The sequence below is a fragment of the Cupriavidus sp. KK10 genome (genome assembly GCF_018223725.1).
GTDB lineage: Bacteria > Pseudomonadota > Gammaproteobacteria > Burkholderiales > Burkholderiaceae > Cupriavidus > Cupriavidus necator.
In genome coordinates, this window is the sequence record NZ_CP073678.1 from 1,111,055 (window position 1) to 1,127,604 (window position 16,550).

Genomic DNA, 16,550 nt, shown 5'->3' on the forward strand with positions numbered 1-16,550 from the left:
TGCACTCACCCCCGGACTGATGTTCGGGGTTTTTTTTCATCTGCGCAATTGCAAGGCGCGTGTCCAGGCTGATACCATCACGGCACTTCTCGCGTCTCCGACGCATCGATTTTTTCAATCCTGACCGCCGTCAGGCCTTCATTACCCGCAGGGGCATTGTCCCTTGCGGCTGTGCTCCTGTTTTTTTGGGAGCGCACACGTGATTCAGACTATCCGGATTGACCCGAGCCAGCTCAAGGCCATCGCCTTGCTTGCGCCCAAGCAGGACCAGCGGTACTGGCTCAACGGCGTCTTCGTCGAGGCTATGCCACGGGAGACACGACTCGTTGCCATGGACGGCCAACGCATGGGCGTGTTCCGCGCAGAGAAGGCCAACCAGCTTGGCGAAGACAACTGCGTGGGCTGCATCCTTCCCCACAACGTCATCGAATGTGTGAAGCCGGTGCGCGGCAAGTTCGGCTGGTTGGAACTGCACCTCGATACAGAGCGGCTCGGCTGGGCCGAACTGACGCACGGCGGCACGCCATTCGAGTTTGTGCGGCCCGATGCGGGCTATCCCATCTACCGCCGTGCCATCGGTCCTCATCGGGGTAGCGGGGAACCGGGGCAGTGCGACCCGCGCCACCTCTACGACTTCCACCGCGTCTTCCAGGCGCTGGAGGGCAGGTTCGCCACTGACCGCAGCGGCGTTTATCTCCATCACAACGGTACCGACCATACACGCGTCAGCCTCTATGGGCGCGAGGACTTTGTCGGCACTGTGCGACCACGCAAGGCTGACGGCCCGGCTCTGCTCTTCTGGGTGGATTCGCCGGCCCCGTCGCCCGCGTGAACCCTGCGGACGTTCCGACACCAGACAGCCACCGGGCTGCAGCGTGACGGCTCGCCCGCTCACAACCCCTTGTCTCTTCGGAAAATCCTCAAGAACAACAGAGGAAGGACCTCCGAAGCACTCTCGCGCATTTTTGCCAACCTGCTGCTGTGGACGGCGTTCGCTGGCGTCGTTGAGCTTGCGCCAGTTTTCACGTACGCAGCCACATCGGTGCTACCTGCCCAAGCGATCCTCAAGTACGTCGACGCGCCGTTCTTTTGGTATCAGGTTGCGGCGGCCGTCATTGTGCTTGGCATGTTCGTCCTGCTCAAGTTTCTGAGCAACGACCACCCTGGGGCGAGTCGGTGTGGTGCTACGCCCTACGTGGAGTTGAAGAGTGGGGCGGCATGCTGATTAACTTCGGCTCGTTGTCCTCATCGCCGATGCTTCGTAGCGCAACAGTTCTCGCTCAGGCCTGGCGCACTCGCAGCCTACGCGGTCGGATTCGTCCTCGTTTTCAGGCGCTGAGGGACGCGGCTACGGTCGCGTTCCCATCCTGCCGATGGGCGGCAGGGCCGCTGCCCGCCTAATCCGCTCTTCCCTCGTGGGGCATGTCCCCATTAGGGCGTGCTCCTTCAATCCTTTCAGGAGCAATTCATGCCGCAGATCACGCTTTCTCGCGCCCAGATCCAGTCCCTCGTGTCGTTTTGCGAGGCGGCGAAGTCGGAGAAGTTCTTCATTGCCAAGGATCACGGCGCGTATGTGGGCTACAGCACCGGCCCCACCCCGGCCCAGCAGTGCCTGTTCTACTTCAAGGGCTGCGATCCAGACAAGGATGCCGAGTTCCACGACAATGCCCGCCGTGCCTTTGGTGGCGACGACTTCGGCGAGCATTATCCGCTGACTCACTTCCGCCAGGCGCTGGCCACGCCGGTAATCACGAAAGTGACGATCGTCGTCACGCGCCGATCGGTCCGGTTCCAAGCCTACGCGTGAGGCCTCTCCCCAAACGGGGGCGGGCCTGCTAGGATTGCAGCACTTTCCGCGCCTCAGACGCATCGACCTCGCCGGCATTTCTGCTGGCATAGCTTTTCTCTCCCACCACGGGCCTTCCTGCCCGTGGGCATGTTGGCCCATCTTTTTTTTGTGAGGCCATCATGTTCAAGTGTTTCTTCCTGTTCGTTGCCATTGTCAGCCTGTTCACCGGTTGCGCTGCACAGTCGTCGCCTAATGTCTATCGCGGCTCCGACGCCATGCGCGCCGGATCTGCGGAGCAGGTGACGGTCGTGCACGTGCGCAATGTCACCATCTCCGGCGACAGCATGCTGTCGGCCAGTTCCGGCGTACCGGCCATCCTCAGCACGCTGGTTGGCGCGGTCCTTGGTGCACGTGTCATCGGCAACGGCGACGGTCGTTACATCGCTGGCGCGATCTCGGGCACGGCAGCGGGTGTCATCGGCCAGGTTACGGCGACGCACCTGTCGCAGCGCGACGGTGTGGAGGTCATTGTCCGCACGGACAGCGGTCGCCAGATCGTCGTGGCGCAGGGCTCGGAACAGCAGTTCGTCACTGGCGAGCGGCTGTTCCTGCTGTCGTCGGGCAGCGGCTATCGACTGACGCGTTGATCGAGAGGGCCGAGTTGCTGGCCCTCCCTTTTCCTGCAAGCCCCGAGAGGGCTTGCCCCAAGCGTTCTCGCTTGGGGCTTGCGTTTTTGATAGCGTCCCTGACGCATCGAAATCCGCCCGGCACCGCAAGGAATCATCTCTTTCACCCACGGGGCACCGCCTCCGTGAGCGGCGTCCCATTTCTGGAGCCGCTTATGCAACCTGTAACCCCGATTTCAACCGAAGGTAAGACCGTCGACCAGGTCACCAACCTGCTGGCGCGCACGCTGCGCGCGATCGAACTCGAGCCCGAGTGGATCGTCCCGGCGAACTACCTTGCCGATGCCAACGAGGCGCGATATGGCCTGTTGCCCGGTGCGCACTGGCCAGCCGAGCATGCCCGCCACCGCTTTGCCGTCTCGGTGGAGCGCGGCATATCGGAAGGCTGGCGCGTGCATGTCGATCACATCGCCACCACCGTGGAAGGGCCTACCGGCAGCGCAGTTCTGCGCAAGCTGGTCACGGCCAAGATGTTCAACCGCGATCAGGCATGGCAGACGGCGCGCGTCATCAACCGCGCCCTCAACCTCGACTGATCCGTCTGCGCTGAAATGCGTGGCGCCATTGGGCGCTGCGCATGCCGAGCAAGACCGTGCTTGCTCAATCGAAAGGCGATTCGGCAAACACTCTTTGATCGCGTCCTCGACGCATCGAACCCTCGTCTGGTTCGCCCAGACTTTCACCCATCGCGGGACATCGTCCCGCTGGGGATGGCTGTCCCGTGCTTTTCTGATACTGTCCATGAAAATCCCCAAATCCTTTATCCAACCGCATCAGCCCGGCAATGCCGCAGCCTGTGCAACCCTCAAACGCGATGCTTCCCGCGTCATTCGCCGCCTGACGAGCGATATCGGCCTGCGCCAGCGTGATTTCACCGTCCGCGAACGCCGGCACCGCCGCCAGATGGATCTGTACGCCCTGCATGCCGACGCGCTGTACGTGCAGATTGCCCACGCCCCGCAGCAGAAGGCGGTCAGCCTGAGCTTTCGCACGTGCCGCGGGCGCGATGACCACACCGGTGGGCGCGACAATGCGGTCTGCCTGCAGTCGATCGCCTCGCCCGAAGGCTATGCCTCGCTCGTTGCCACCCTGCGCGTGGTGGCCGGCCGGCGCAGTTGAGGGGGGGCCATGACGACCCTCATCAAAGTTACCTTCACGTCCACCTCGGGCGAGGAGACCACTGGCAAGGCCCAGTACGATCATGCCAGTGGCCTCGTGACCTTGCCTGGTAGCTTCCAGGCTCTCGTCGAGCAGGCCCGGGCAGCCGGCATCGGTTGCGCGTTGGTGGCACATGAGAACGGATACGAGCTGCCGCTCGTTCATCAAGCGGGTGCGGCCTATCGCATGGATCGCAGCCGGCGTGCGGGCCGCAGCCTGCCGCTTCAGGCCTGGAAGGCCGTTGCGGAACCGACCAAGGAGCAGCGACAGCAGTCTGGGCGCTTCGCCCATACCCTGTCTGCCGCTGCGGTCATTGGTGCCGCCGGCTATCTCAGTACCAACCACACCTGGGCGGTCCGCGCCGTAACCGACGTGATTGGCCTAGTCGGAATCGGTGTTGTACTATTCTTCGCAGGCGCAATCCTTTCCAAGGGAGAATGAGAATGACCCTCGGCATGTTCGTCGTGATTCTTGGCGGTGCCATTGCTGGCCTGCTCCTGTGGGCGGGCCAAAACGGGAAGCGCGTTCACAAGGATTAAGTGATGTGCGGTCCTCACGAGGGCTAGCCCCCATTGATCCTCTCAGGTGTCCGGCTTCCTAGGACGCCTGCTCTAATGCACCCCCTTGCGGGTGCGTTTTCTTTTCTACCCACGCGGGGCTTGTCCCGGTGGGGCGGCTCCGCACTCAGGAGTCTCCCCGTGGAAGACCTCATCATCGGTGCTGGCATGGCCCGCCGGCGTGCACCTGCGCGTCCATGTCTACCAAAGCAACCTTCGCCCGGCGCTGTCGCAGATCTGCGCGGACGATTCCGTGCCCTATGCCGATCTTACGGTTAATGTTCCGCAGGAGCATCTGGCGGACGACGAGGTTTTCGTGGGGTCCTGGAACGTTGCAGAAGACGTGCTTGAGGCGCTGCTGGTGACGGACTGGTTCGTGCCGGTGCGCACCATCGCCGCAGGTCACACGCGCGGCCCGGTCTGGAAGATCCAGTCCGTCGAACTGCTTGCGTGGATTGCCGACGCCCGCGCCGAAGACGCCGCGGATGCGCAGGCAACGGCCTGACTGTCAACGCGAGCTGAGCCTCGCACCGCCATTTCCTTTCCACCCAGACGGGGCAATGCCCCGATGGGTGTGCTCCGTTTGTTCCCGGAGCATTCCATGTACGTTATTACCACTGGCCCGGAACGGGTCGAAACCCGCACGACGCTTGCCGGCGTGCTGGCTTTCCTGAACCTCGAACCCGGCCCGAAGCGGGGCCTGCGTGCCGAAGGCATTGGCGTGCGCCATGTCGAGCGCGGCGCAATTCCCGTTGTGCGACTGCCGTCGGGACAGTTTGCGGTGCGGCCAGCGGGCGACACCAAGGCGGTCCTCACGTCGATCCTGGATGAGGTGGAGCGCTTCGTCGCCCGTCCAGGCGGCAAGGTGCTGCATCCGCATGAGATGAGCCGCACGTCGTGGCAAGCAGTCGCTGCCGCTGGCCGACTGGCCGTCTTCACCAACGAGGCGGTCGACCCCGACCAGGTTGCGAACCCCGGATCTGAAAACCTCGATCTGTTCGCCGTGGCCGAGCCCTTCGACGCCTACACCTTCGTGTGTGCCGAATTCGATCGGCGCTTCGGCTATGGGACCAACGGTCCGGAATACTCGCGGGGTGCCGGCATCAACTGCCGCCACGAGGTTCACGCCGCCTACGCCTTGCAGCGCGGCGAACCCGTGCGCGACTGCATCCTGAACGCCTATCGCAGCGGAGGCGACGCCTCTGACGCGGGCCGCCATGACCTGCATTGGCTGCCAACGTTGATTGCGGTGCCCGCGCTGCGTGGTGCCCTGCCGGCAAACAAGCTGCTGGCGCTGTGCTCGGTGATGCGTCACGACAAGCTGGCGATCACGGCGCGCAATGTCGCCCGCCTCATCGCACTGGTGAAGCCGTTGCCAGACGACTGACCCATGTCGACGTCGATGATGCACTGTTTGCCGCCCAGGTAATTCCACCGCTGTCCGCGCCGTTGGGGAAGGCGCCGACCGGGGATGACGCCAATCCGGTGTCGCCGCTGTCCGCTCGCCTGCACGCCCTGATTAGTGCAAAGCGCTATGCGGAACGCACGGAGCGGGCACACGGAGGCGCAGGCGCTGGCGGCGCGATCGGAACGCCTGCAGGCAGCAGATGCAGAGGGGGCGTGCAGGCGTGCCGAAGCGTCGAGCTGGAAGTTCGATGGCCAGTTCATGAATGGTCGCGAGTACGTCGATCTGTGCATCCGTGAGGGCTTCAGCCAGATCCGTCATTTCCCACGTGGCAGCGCGCGGACCTACTACATCGAGCAGCCCGCCACGCGCACCATCCGGCGCTTGCAGGCCAACGATGGCACGCTGGCTTATGCACGGTCGCGCCTGGCCACGACGCTGCCGGCGCTGGCCACGGCTGCCTGACCCATCCATGCATTCCCTCCGGCCTTGTGGCCGGGGGGCTTCTTCTCCCCCGAAAGAGACACCGAATTCGTCGCGTTTTGGCGTGCTGTAGGCACGTCATTGCCTGTAGGCTCTTCAGTAGAGCGTTGTTCGCACTGGTCAGGATCAGTCCAAACAGCGTTTTACCCGCGTCCTTGGACGCATCGACCTCTGCCAGCACCGCTGGCGCATTCATGAACTTCCCACAGGGACACCTTCCCTGTGGGGCCGGTGGCTTTGTGGGACTCCCATTCAGGAAATCCCATGAAAGTGAATCCGTTCCAACTGCAATCCCTGCTCGCGGCCTTCATCCCCGCATGCCTGCCAGTCCTCATCACCGGGGCCCCTGGCATCGGCAAGAGCGATATCGTAGCCGAAGCCGCCCAGGATGCCGGCTACGACTTGCTGATCTCGCACCCCGTGGTGGAGGATCCGACCGATTCCAAGGGTCTGCCATTCCCGGCGGCTGATGGAGCCGGTGCCCGCTTCCTGCCGTTTGGGGATCTGGCCACGGCGCTCAACAGCAAGCGCCCGCTGGTCTGGTTCATCGACGACCTCGGGCAGGCCTCGCCGGCCGTCCAGGCCGCCAAGATGCAATTGCTGCTCGCACGCCGCATCGGTGAGCATGTCCTGCCGGACCACGTCACCTTCGTCGCCGCGACCAACCGCCGTATCGACAACGCAGCGGTGTCCAATATCCTCGACCCATTGAAATCCCGCTTCAGCACTATCGTGGAGCTGGAGACGAGCATCGAGCATTGGACGCGCTGGGCGGTTGCGAAGAGCGTGCCGCCCGAACTGATCGCCTTTCTGCGCTTTCGCCCTGACTTGCTGATTTCGTCGGAGCGCAGCAAGGAGACAGAAAACCTGCCCTCGCCGCGCGGCTGGGGGCACGTGGCGCGGCAGATGCCGGTGGTGCCCAAAGGCATGGAGATCATTGCTTCCGCCGGCGCGGTAGGCGAAGGCGCAGCGCTCGAGTTCCAGTCGTTCCGCGAGATCTACCGTGAGCTACCCAGCGTGGACTCAGTGCTGGCTGCACCGGAATCCGCCAGGATCCCGGACAACGTGGCCTCGCAGTACGCAATCAGCTCGGCGCTGGCGGCGGTCTCCAACGAGAACAACTTCGATCGGGTGATGGTGTATGCCAATCGCCTGTTCGATGCCCATCTCGGTGAGTTCGCTGTGATGCTCGCCACCGATGCGGCGCGCCGTGACGCGCGCATCTGCTCGACCCCTGCCTGGATCAACGCGCAGGGCGGCAAGCTCGGTGAGCTGCTGCTCGGCAACTGAGCCGATACCTTTTCTCTTCATCCCGTGACGGCGAGCCATCTGGCTCGCCGTTTCATTTCTTGCCGTATCCATCCTTTTTTCAGGACTCATCATGAACATCCAAAACCTTACCAAGCGCGTAATGCTCGCCACCTTCAACACTTCGGTGTGGCGGGCACGCAAATTCGACACCCGGGCCACCGAGGAAGTCGAAGCCAACCATGACACGAAGGACATCGGCCGTTTCAACAAGAAGCTGCTGACCGAAGGGGCCACGTCCTACAAGGAGGTGTGTGCGATCGCCAACCGTGCTCGCGCCTACTTCGATGCCCACAGCCTGGATTACGATCAACTGGGCGTGCGCCTGCTGCCGACCGACATTTACATGGAGGTCGCGGACCGTCAGCGGCAGTTCCAGGACGAGTTCACCGCGGCGACGGCCGTGTTTATTGCCGACTACCCGCGCCTGAAGGAGGAGGCACGGGAAGCGCTGAATGGTCTCTTCGACGACGCGGACTATCCGACGCAGGCGGAGCTCGCCAAGAAATTCGGCATGCGTCTCGCTGTGCTGCCATTTCCTGACGCGAGCCAGTTTAATATTGCGCTGCCGGCCAACCTACTGGACGGGCTCAAGGCCGATATCGACTCGCGCGTCCTCGGTGCGGTCAAGACTGCCAATGACGACCTGATCGGCCGGCTCTTCGAGGCTGTGCAGCACTTCGCAAACCGCCTGTACGGAGCGACGAACGTGCGACTGGACGTGGCCGACAAGGTGCGCGAGTTGAGCGCGCTGCTCCCCAAGCTGAACTTCTCCGGGGATCCGGCGCTCACGCGCATCCTGGACGAGACGCGACAACATCTGGCCGCCTACAGTGGGCTGGACCTGCGCAATTCGAACGACTTGCGCAAGCAGGTGGCCGAAAAGGCGATGGAGATCGAGGCACAGATGGCCGCCTTCATGGGTGGGTCGCCTCCTTCGCCAGTGGCGGCAGTGCCGGTCTCGCCGATGTTCGACCTGCTCACCGCGTGAGGGCGTCATGCGCGATCGAATCTCAAAGCAGCGTTCCCAGCTCGTCCTGTCGCAGCCGTTCTTCGGGGCGTTGCTGATGCGGTTGCAGCTGGTCGAGGATCCGTCGTGCAAGACGTTTTGGGTGGATGGCGTATCGCTGGGGTACAACCCGGCGTTCGCCGCCAACCTGAGCGATCTTGAACTGCGCGGCTGTCTGGCCCATGAAGTCCTGCATCCGGCCAACGGTCATTGCTGGCGCCGAGGCGTCCGTGATCCGGACCGCTGGAACAGGGCGTGTGACTATGCGATCAATCCGTTGGTGCTCAGTGCCGGTTTGCAGCTGCCGGCCGGCGCGCTGATTGATGGTCGCTTCCTCGGCAAGTCCGCCGAGGAGATCTATGCCATGTTGCGCCAGGAGGCGGCGGACAAGCCGAAGCAGGAGCCCCAAGCTCAGTCGCAGCAGTCGCCACAGCAACAGGCGAGCGACGGCCAGGCCAGCGGGAAGGATCCGTCTGCCAACGCTGATGACAAGGGGGGACAGCGCAACCACGCCGGCAACGGCGCGCTGCAGGCCTCCCCGGACTTCACGCCAGGCGAGGTGCGCCAGCAGCCGCAGGATCAGCAACAGACGCTGGCAAACGAGTGGAAGGTGGCCACCATGCAGGCAGCGAAGGCGGCTGCCATGCGCGGGAAGCTTCCGGGCGACCTGAGCGCGATGGTGGATTCCGCCACGCGGCCGTCCGTGGACTGGCGGTCCGTGCTGCACCGCTTCGCATCCGAGCAGACCCGGAATGACTACAGCTGGTCCTTGCCCAACCGGCGGTACACCCACATGGGGCTGTACCTGCCGGCGCTGCATGACCAGTCCGTGCGCGATGCGGTGTTTGTGCGCGACTCCAGCGGATCGGTGTTCGACACGACGCAGCGGCAGTTCGGAGCCGAGATCGAAGCGGTCTTCACCACGCTGCAGCCGCGGCGCCTCTTCGTGCTCGACTGCGACACACGCGTGGCGCAGGTGCAGTGCTTCGAGCGCGGTCAGGCCATTGAGCTAGGCCCGGTGCAGGGCGGCGGGGGCACGAGCTTCGTGGCGCCGTTTGCCTGGCTGGAGGAGCAGGGGGTCCACCCCGCCTTCCTTGTCTACCTGACCGATATGGACGGGAAATTCCCGGCTGTACCGCCGGCGTATCCCACGCTGTGGGCCTCAACAACGCCCCTCCATCGGATTGCCCCGCCGCCGTTTGGCGAGGTGGTGGAGGTCATCGTTTGATTGAACCAACCCCGGGCGACAAGCCTGGGGTTATTCTTTTCTCCGGACGCTGCTCATAAGCAATCAAGACGCGTATTGCCGTGCAATTAATCAAATCCCATGGCGTGCCCAGAAATCCGTGGGCGTCACAATGGGATAGCGATCCGCCAGCGCCAACAGGTCCTTGTCGCCCGTGATCAGGTATTGGGCCTTTGCCGCCAGCAGCGTCAACAATATAGGCTGATCGGCAGGGTCGCGCAGCGCCTCGTCTGGCGCGCCGCTCGGCTCGACTATCTCAGCCAGGAACATGAGGCTGTCGGCCAGGTCGCGTATTTCCGTCGCGGTCATCTGGACTCTGGGCAAGCGTGGTAGCACCCGGATCATCTCATCCAGGATGTAACGTGATAGCACCACGTCCAGACCGCCTTGCCGCCAAGCGGCGACGATGCGTCCCGGCACACTGCCCCGATAGGCCAGACCGGATACGAGGACATTGGTATCGAGCACGACGCGCAATCCAGGCATCAGCGCTGTTTCCGCACCGCCGTCACCGCGGCATCGATCTCCGCTAGGCCTTCCTCGGCCGGCACGCCGGCATAGGCTTCGCTGATGCGATTGTTCAGGGCGTCGAAACGCTCCTGCATACGCCGGATGCGGGCGAACAGTTCAGCATCGACTAGGGCTGCGACTGGCTTTCCATCCTTGTTGATGACGATGCTGTCGTGGCGATACTGCACCTGGTTGAGCATTTCGCCTAGGTTTTGCCGAAAGTTCACGGCACTGACTTCCGTAATCATCATGCCCCCACGATCATATCGATTGATATGGTCATTATAATGGAGTCTAAGCATGGCGTCCACTGACAACGATCTTCCGCTGGCAGCGAACGTCGGTCTCGCGTGCGCAACTCGCCACGCTGTACGAGGCCGCGGTCCCTGATCAGGGCTGTCTTTGCGAGCGCGGGAGGGACAGGCAGCCAGCAGTCCCTGGGCTGGTCTCGCGAATCATCTAATCACTCCAGCTTAGAGCGAGATAGTCGCCCAGGCCGCCGAAGATGCCGGTCGTGAGCGCTCATCTCGCATCCCCACCGACTCGAAAGGATGCCTTTCGAGTCGACGGAAGGTGCGTACGCCCGCGTACTGCCCTTCGGCGATCTGGAGCGCCCTTAACGCTCGTCGGCCGATGGTCTGGTTTATCGACGACATGGATCAGGTCGAGGCTGCGCAGGCCATCCGCCCGATGCAGCTGCTGCTGGCGCGCCGGATCGCCGAGCATGCATTGCCGCCGCATGTCACCTTGGTTGCAGCGACCAACCGACGTGTCGACAACTCCGGCGTCTTCAATATCCTCGACCCGCTCGTAGGGCTGCGAGGACCGGACGCGCTGGGCGGTAGCTATGAACCAACCGCTGGCGCTGATTGCATTCATGCGCTTTAAGCCCGATTTGCTGCTGTCCGAAAGCAGGACCCGCGAAATCGAGAGTCAATGGGCATCAACCATGTTGAAAATCCGCCGAATGCCGGCGTCCGAGGAGCTGATTTGTTCGCGCGTGGTTCTCATCAGGCAATCGAGGAACCCGAGCACCGCGCCCGGCATCGGTTCGAAGCGTCGCGTCACCAGGCAGGTAGCGCTATCGCCCAAATGTTCATCCAGATGGAGAGCGGTGAAGCGGTCTCGCATGTCGGGTGTCTCAATGAGTGGCCATGGCACGATTGTCAACATGTCGGTGGCCCGCACGATGGCCAGGGCGGCCTGTAAGGAACGTGCTACGTGAAAGCGCTCAACCTTGCCACGCCGGGTCGAGCTGATGAAATCGCGCAAAACCGGCGAAAACTGCTCCACCGATCGACTCACCACCCAGTCGTACGCTTTCAGTTCCGCAAGGCGACGCGTGTTGGCCGCCGGATGCCCGAAACGCGCCACCACGGCGTATTCATAGCTAAACATTTTCCGCGTATCGAGCGCACCTTGCTGTGACTTGTCTGGCGGCGGGCCCAGCGCGAGGTGCAGGTCTCCGCTATGGATATCGGCATACTCGTCGCCAAGGTGCTCACTAATGAATAGCTTGACGTCGGGCCGCAGCACCCGATATTCGCGAATCGCTGCGGGCATTACGCTCTGAAGCAACCAGGGGGTGACAGCCATGTGCACCGTGCCGCCGGTGTTGCGGCCCAGATGCATCATTTCTTCTCCGGCGCAGTGCAATTGCCCCAGCACCAGCCTCGCGTGCACCAGTAGTTTCGCTCCGGCCTCTGTCGGCACGATGCCTCGCGCATGACGCTCGGTCAGCGTCACGCCTACCTGCAGTTCCAGTTCACGCAAGGACTTGCTGACCGCAGTTGCGGAGCGCTCCAGCGCAATGGCCGCCTTGCGCACGCCGCCATGGTCCACGACGGCAATGAGGCATTCCAGATGATGCAATTTCAATTCGACAGTCATGCGTCTTTCGCGCGGCGCCCAACGCGCCGTGCTTTGTGACAATGCGAGGGGCGGAATCATGTCGGTGCCCTCCGGAGCTGTCAACCATAGGTTCACACCATCTACCGGCCCAACCTAGCTGCGGGCTCCGTGCTTGGCTACCATTCGCCGCGCTTTGTCACAGGCGGATCGCCGATCCTTGCGATCTGCGACATGCGCTTCCATACGTACCGCCCCCTCGATGCACCGCAGTCCCGCTCGTCTATGAATTCAGGAAATCAGGAGTTAGTAGTTAGCAATGAGATACAGAAGTGGGGGGCAATATCGCGTTATCGCGCGGCGGCGCTATACGAGCAGTGGTGTCAGGCCTTCAAGGCTCGTCAGACCGCGCTTTCGTATGACGCGTGGTTGGAGCAGCTGTCCGGTTGGGGCGTACCTAACCCGATGCCGCGCTCCCTGGTGTTCGAGAGCGAAGACCTTCGCTTTACGCTGACACATAGTTGGCGTTACGAAATCAGCCATCGGCCTCGCGGAGCCCGCGCATTTGAGTGTCTGATCCATGAACGCCAGTTGTTCATAGCCATGGCTTCGCGAAAAAGGAAACGTGGGCCCTGGATCTGCCCGATTGGACTACTCAGCCAGGCAGACTTGCGGAGGATCGTCCCGATAGGCCTGTCAGAGGAGGGAGTGCGACAGATCTGGGCTCCGGAAGACTCGCATGAGCGTCGGTCCGGTTGGTAAATCATCGGAGCCAAGGGATCCGATCAGGATACAAGGCGGTCCCCGGCAATGGGACTTGCCGGGAAAAGCCAACACTTTTCTGCCGTGTTTCCCGGAATGGCCGTCCAACCGGTTGGACTGACACGCAGCCGGCGAGGTCCCGTCAGGCAGTCTCCAGTCTGTCTTCAGGCTGGGCGGGCGAGGTGGGGACACTCGGCTCGGACGACAGTGCTGCTGGCTCCGGCAGAGCGGCACGGGTGACCTTACCCTCCAGCACCGCGTTCAGGCCCAGGCGGATCGACCCCGCGTAGACAATGTCGCCCTTCACCCGCCCATTGATCACGAGCGATTCACGGGCGGCGACTCCGCCCTCCACGGTGCCTTCGACGAGCACATGCTCGCCTTCAGCCCGTCCGCGCACGACGGCGCCGGCGGCCACATGTAGGAGCCCGCGGGTCACGGTCATATTTCCTTCGATTAATCCGCCGCAGGAAATGCCGTGGTCCGCGACGACGTCCCCATGGATGCAGATGCCATAGTTGAGCACGCTGATTGAGATCGGCTGGTCCATGTAACTCCTTTCAGAAAAGCTTGATGTCGCCAGCGTGCAGGGCGGCTGGCTTCTGCGCGGGGCTTCGGTCCGGCGCGCTGGGTGTCGTCTTGACACTGACTGGTGGCGTCGTCACGGCCGCCGGGCGGCGAGCGGGCGGTTGCGCTGTGCCCGACGACGCGGAGGCCGGTTGCGGCTGAACCGAGCGTGGCTCATCCGGCCGCTCGGCAAACCGTGGAGTGGCCAGAGCCAGGGAATCCGCAGTCAGGTTGGCAGTCGGTGCACTGGATGGGGCCGGTGACTGCGTGATTGGGATGGCCGCTTCCGGCGTCGCGGCCGATGCCGGCGTGGCCGCAGCCATCTGACCGGCGGTGGCCACCGAGGCGTCCTGTTGTTGACTTCCTCTCCGGGCTAAACCCCGGAGATTCCTCCAGCGAGCGCCTGAAGTCCCAGGCGGGCAATGTTCCGGGCCGCGTTCGTGTCGCGGTCGTGCCGACCCGCACGAACAGCACGTCCACTGCCTTATTCCAAGGCCGGCCCTACCTTTCGGACTGCTCGCGGATATGACTCCGCAGCACGAGCACGTTTGGGTTGAAAACGCTTCGTTGACCTCTGCGAACACCACACATTGCCTGATGGCCTTGTACTTGAGTTGTGTCCGGAACGTGGTCCATGCGGCGTCGTGTACGGACTTCGCCATACTCGTTTTTGCCAGCACTTTCGCGTTCACGTTGCCTACGAAGATTCCTGCATGTCTTTTGACCAGCGCCGATGTTTCCTTATGGATGGCGTCCTTGCGCTGGTTTGCGATCTTGGCGTGGATTGCCTTCACGCGGCGCTTCTTGTTCGCTCGTTGAGCGATGCCGAGCGCTTGCTCAGACTCGCGATAGAAGCGCTTAGGCTCGAATTTCTCACCGTCGCTGTACGTCGCCAAGGTCTTCAGACCAAGATCGATGCCGATCACGTCCGAGCCATCCGGCACGCGTTTTTCTTCGACCTCCACCTTGACAGCGATGTTGACGTACCAACGCCCGCGCGAGTCCTCGTTGAAGCTGCCCGCGCCAAGCTCATACTTCGACAGGCCATACGAGTCCCACAGGCCGATCTGAAGACCATTGAAATGCAGTTGCCCGTTCTTGTACTTGATGCCTTCGCCCTTGAACGGAACCCATCCGAGCGAATACTTCGGCGACTTGCGGTTGCTCACGCGCCAATTGAGTTTTTGGCGCTTGAACTGTTTAAGCCGCGTCGCGAATTCCTTGCACGTCTCTTGAACCGTTCGGGAATCGACGCGCACGCCTTCGCATTTGCTGAAGCCCGCTGTGAGTTTCTGAAGGTCGAACCCTGACAGCCAGACCTTCGGGCGATTGCAGTAACGCTTCAGGCTGCGATACTGGGTTTCATTGCAGAAATTCCAAACCGTGTTCACGTCGCGCGCCATCGCAAGCATCGCCTTCGCGTGCTTGTCCTTGATGCGCAGCTTCAGTGTCTTTACGGTTTCCATTCCCGTATCGTACGCTTGGTCTTCCAAATTCGGCAAGAGAAGAAGATGGCGCGTCCACGCAAGACTGATACGGATTTACGGCACGGACGGCACTGCGTCTTTGCCCTGCAAGTACACTTGGTCTTCGTGACCAAATATCGGCGCAACGTGTTCAAGAAGGAGCACCTTGACGCAATGCAGGCCATCCTGGCCAGGGTATGCAAGGACTTCGAGGCCAAGTTGGTAGAGTTCAACGGCGAGCACGACCACGTCCATCTGCTGGTGAACTACCCGCCGAAGGTCGCCCTATCAGCGCTCGTCGCATCGCTCAAGGGCGTGTCGAGCAGACTGCTGCGGCAGCAGTTCGGGGACTTCCATCCGTGGCTCAAGCGGCGGGGCGTGCTTTGGTCCCCGTCCTACTTCGCGGCGTCGTGCGGCGGGGCTCCACTGGATATCCTGCGCCAGTACATTGAGCAGCTGCAGACCCCTCACTAACCCCCAAATTCCCGGCTTACCCCGGACTGAACTCCGGGGCTTGCACCGGTGCCTTGGTCATTCGCCGTCGCGCCGCGGTGCGTCCTGGATGCGACGGACATGCCGATGGCCGCCGCCACACCAAGTCCCCCAAACACCAGCAGAAGGTTGCGGCCTCTGCCTGCGAGCGCGTTCCATTGCGTGCGCGCAGCCGTGGCCGCCTCGCTTGGCGATGATAGAGATAGCGGAACGCCAATGCCCGCGCTGGCGGGCATATCAATGGTCAGGGGCTGGCGGATGTACTGCGCGTGCAGCTGCTGGATCTCTAGCAAATCCATAGTTGTCGTCCTTCAGAGCGTTATGGAATGCGGCCTATCGGCCGGGTGCGTTCAGTCGGGAGCCGTCTTCAGCGAACTGGTCGTCGTCCGGCATGCAGATCGCGTGGATCAGCGATAGGCGGCGCGAAGCATGCTCGATCGCGTTGCTTCGATCGGTTGACGAGATCGAGCCCGCCGCCATGGCGAACAGCGAAGACGTGAATATCCGGTCGTGCTGGTTCAGCAGTCGCACCAGTCGACCTGCGAGGGGGTGTTTGATCTCAATGTCTTGTCGGTCGGTTACCAGCGGGAGATCCAGGCTGGGCCGGTGTTCCAGCCAACCCAGGGCCTTGGCAAAGCCATTTTCCGCTTCGCGAAACACGGAATCCAGCGCGCGGAGCTTGCCGCCTCGCGCGACGGTGAACTTGGCCGCGCAGAAATTAAAGTCCCGCGCGACGAAGTCCCGGACGAAGGTGGAACAGTAGATGACGACGGCGCGGGAGTCCGTCTCAGGCACGATCTTCGCGAGGCGGCCATCGCTGCCAAGGCGCAGAATAGGGCGCAAGCCGGCGGCTTTGCGGCGCGCTGCGTCGTCGTTGTCGTTGCTGTTGTTGTAGCTGTTCTCGTCCGGACCCGGGACGTTTTCATCATTGTCGGGCGTGGCCATATCCATTTCGGCGTTTACTCTCTCGCCGCAAATTGTCAGCCAGGACCGCCCGGGTGCTGACCGCAAAAGCTATACGAAATTCGCAAGCTTTCCGGGGTATACGGATTGCGGCGTCGATGCATAATCCAATCACACCTCGCGTCTCCGACGCATCGATTCGACTCCACCGCGAGTCCACTGCATTTCTCAAGTCGTGCCCTGGTGCATGCGCCGACCGGTTGGCTACCGGTGTGGACATTCCATTGTGATGAGCAACTTCGCCGTTTGCTCCCCATCCATCATCCGTAATACGCGTCCTGCATCAGTGCTGCTTCGGCAT

The 16,550-nt window shown here is 62.5% G+C and carries 20 protein-coding genes and 1 pseudogene; 14 read left to right on the forward strand and 7 right to left on the reverse strand.

Translation table 11 applies throughout. The annotated features are described in order from the left end of the window. Positions 1 to 199 precede the first annotated feature (199 nt). The 12 genes from KB879_RS36515 to KB879_RS36565 all read left to right on the forward strand — a co-directional run bounded on the left by KB879_RS36515 (position 200) and on the right by KB879_RS36565 (position 9,623). The gene (locus tag KB879_RS36515) at positions 200 to 832 is read left to right on the forward strand and encodes a hypothetical protein (protein WP_211982743.1); all 633 of its coding nucleotides are present in this window, start codon (positions 200 to 202) and stop codon (positions 830 to 832) included. 636 nt (positions 833 to 1,468) lie between these two features. Then, positions 1,469 to 1,807 (forward strand): DUF3085 domain-containing protein, encoded by a 339-nt coding sequence (locus KB879_RS36520; protein ID WP_153956737.1) that lies wholly within the window; start codon positions 1,469 to 1,471, stop codon positions 1,805 to 1,807. Between the two features lie 161 nt (positions 1,808 to 1,968). Next, positions 1,969 to 2,436 carry a hypothetical protein gene (locus KB879_RS36525; protein ID WP_211982745.1) on the forward strand — a complete coding sequence of 156 codons (468 nt, stop codon included), beginning with the start codon at positions 1,969 to 1,971 and terminating at the stop codon, positions 2,434 to 2,436. Positions 2,437 to 2,630: 194 nt separating this feature from the next. Further along, positions 2,631 to 3,011, forward strand: a complete 381-nt coding sequence (locus KB879_RS36530; RefSeq protein ID WP_211982747.1) for a hypothetical protein — start codon at positions 2,631 to 2,633, stop codon at positions 3,009 to 3,011. A 94-nt stretch (positions 3,012 to 3,105) separates the two neighbouring features. Beyond that, the gene (locus tag KB879_RS36535; RefSeq protein WP_249221389.1) at positions 3,106 to 3,594 is read left to right on the forward strand and encodes a hypothetical protein; all 489 of its coding nucleotides are present in this window, start codon (positions 3,106 to 3,108) and stop codon (positions 3,592 to 3,594) included. A gap of 9 nt (positions 3,595 to 3,603) precedes the next feature. Beyond that, the gene (locus KB879_RS36540; RefSeq protein ID WP_211982749.1) at positions 3,604 to 4,074 is read left to right on the forward strand and encodes a hypothetical protein; all 471 of its coding nucleotides are present in this window, start codon (positions 3,604 to 3,606) and stop codon (positions 4,072 to 4,074) included. 297 nt (positions 4,075 to 4,371) lie between these two features. After that, positions 4,372 to 4,695 carry a hypothetical protein gene (locus KB879_RS36545; protein ID WP_211982751.1) on the forward strand — a complete coding sequence of 108 codons (324 nt, stop codon included), beginning with the start codon at positions 4,372 to 4,374 and terminating at the stop codon, positions 4,693 to 4,695. 78 nt (positions 4,696 to 4,773) lie between these two features. Further along, a complete protein-coding gene (locus tag KB879_RS39875) occupies positions 4,774 to 5,577 on the forward strand; it encodes a hypothetical protein (protein ID WP_249221390.1) in 804 nt (267 codons plus the stop codon). A gap of 147 nt (positions 5,578 to 5,724) precedes the next feature. Beyond that, the gene (locus KB879_RS39880) at positions 5,725 to 6,060 is read left to right on the forward strand and encodes a hypothetical protein (RefSeq protein ID WP_249221391.1); all 336 of its coding nucleotides are present in this window, start codon (positions 5,725 to 5,727) and stop codon (positions 6,058 to 6,060) included. A 282-nt stretch (positions 6,061 to 6,342) separates the two neighbouring features. Beyond that, complete coding sequence (locus KB879_RS36555) at positions 6,343 to 7,368, forward strand: ATP-binding protein (protein WP_211984508.1); 1,026 nt, start codon at positions 6,343 to 6,345, stop codon at positions 7,366 to 7,368. Between the two features lie 91 nt (positions 7,369 to 7,459). Further along, positions 7,460 to 8,377 carry a hypothetical protein gene (locus KB879_RS36560; protein WP_211982753.1) on the forward strand — a complete coding sequence of 306 codons (918 nt, stop codon included), beginning with the start codon at positions 7,460 to 7,462 and terminating at the stop codon, positions 8,375 to 8,377. A gap of 7 nt (positions 8,378 to 8,384) precedes the next feature. Next, positions 8,385 to 9,623 carry a VWA-like domain-containing protein gene (locus KB879_RS36565; RefSeq protein WP_211982755.1) on the forward strand — a complete coding sequence of 413 codons (1,239 nt, stop codon included), beginning with the start codon at positions 8,385 to 8,387 and terminating at the stop codon, positions 9,621 to 9,623. Between the two features lie 90 nt (positions 9,624 to 9,713). On the opposite strand, the gene KB879_RS36570 is transcribed toward KB879_RS36565, so the two are convergent. Together KB879_RS36570 and KB879_RS36575 are read right to left on the reverse strand one after the other, a co-directional pair. Next, on the reverse strand, positions 9,714 to 10,127 hold the full coding sequence (locus tag KB879_RS36570; protein WP_211982757.1) for a putative toxin-antitoxin system toxin component, PIN family: 414 nt from the start codon (positions 10,125 to 10,127) through the stop codon (positions 9,714 to 9,716). Further along, positions 10,127 to 10,399 (reverse strand): type II toxin-antitoxin system Phd/YefM family antitoxin, encoded by a 273-nt coding sequence (locus KB879_RS36575; RefSeq protein WP_211984510.1) that lies wholly within the window; start codon positions 10,397 to 10,399, stop codon positions 10,127 to 10,129. The genes KB879_RS36570 and KB879_RS36575 overlap by 1 nt, the downstream gene beginning before the upstream one ends. A 385-nt stretch (positions 10,400 to 10,784) precedes the next feature. Here KB879_RS36575 and KB879_RS36580 point away from each other — a divergent pair, with 385 nt between their 5' ends. Next, positions 10,785 to 11,039 carry a hypothetical protein gene (locus tag KB879_RS36580; RefSeq protein WP_211982759.1) on the forward strand — a complete coding sequence of 85 codons (255 nt, stop codon included), beginning with the start codon at positions 10,785 to 10,787 and terminating at the stop codon, positions 11,037 to 11,039. A 45-nt stretch (positions 11,040 to 11,084) separates the two neighbouring features. Here the strand turns inward: KB879_RS36580 and KB879_RS36585 are convergent, their stop codons facing one another. The 3 genes and pseudogenes from KB879_RS36585 to KB879_RS36595 all read right to left on the reverse strand — a co-directional run bounded on the left by KB879_RS36585 (position 11,085) and on the right by KB879_RS36595 (position 14,794). Continuing rightward, on the reverse strand, positions 11,085 to 12,041 hold the full coding sequence (locus KB879_RS36585; RefSeq protein ID WP_211982761.1) for a LysR family transcriptional regulator: 957 nt from the start codon (positions 12,039 to 12,041) through the stop codon (positions 11,085 to 11,087). A gap of 862 nt (positions 12,042 to 12,903) precedes the next feature. Further along, entirely contained in the window at positions 12,904 to 13,311 is a 408-nt protein-coding gene (locus KB879_RS36590; protein WP_211982763.1) for a polymer-forming cytoskeletal protein, read from the reverse strand. A 390-nt stretch (positions 13,312 to 13,701) separates the two neighbouring features. Further along, positions 13,702 to 14,794: pseudogene (locus KB879_RS36595) on the reverse strand (RNA-guided endonuclease InsQ/TnpB family protein). 45 nt (positions 14,795 to 14,839) lie between these two features. On the opposite strand from KB879_RS36595, the gene tnpA reads away from it, so the two are divergent. Next, positions 14,840 to 15,268 (forward strand): IS200/IS605 family transposase, encoded by a 429-nt coding sequence (gene tnpA / locus KB879_RS36600; protein ID WP_211982765.1) that lies wholly within the window; start codon positions 14,840 to 14,842, stop codon positions 15,266 to 15,268. Here the strand turns inward: tnpA and KB879_RS36605 are convergent. Next, the gene (locus KB879_RS36605; RefSeq protein ID WP_211982767.1) at positions 15,265 to 15,585 is read right to left on the reverse strand and encodes a hypothetical protein; all 321 of its coding nucleotides are present in this window, start codon (positions 15,583 to 15,585) and stop codon (positions 15,265 to 15,267) included. The two genes, tnpA and KB879_RS36605, sit on opposite strands and share 4 nt — an antisense overlap. Positions 15,586 to 15,619: 34 nt before the next feature. After that, a complete protein-coding gene (locus KB879_RS36610; RefSeq protein WP_211982769.1) occupies positions 15,620 to 16,231 on the reverse strand; it encodes a hypothetical protein in 612 nt (203 codons plus the stop codon). Between the last annotated feature and the right edge of the window lie 319 nt (positions 16,232 to 16,550).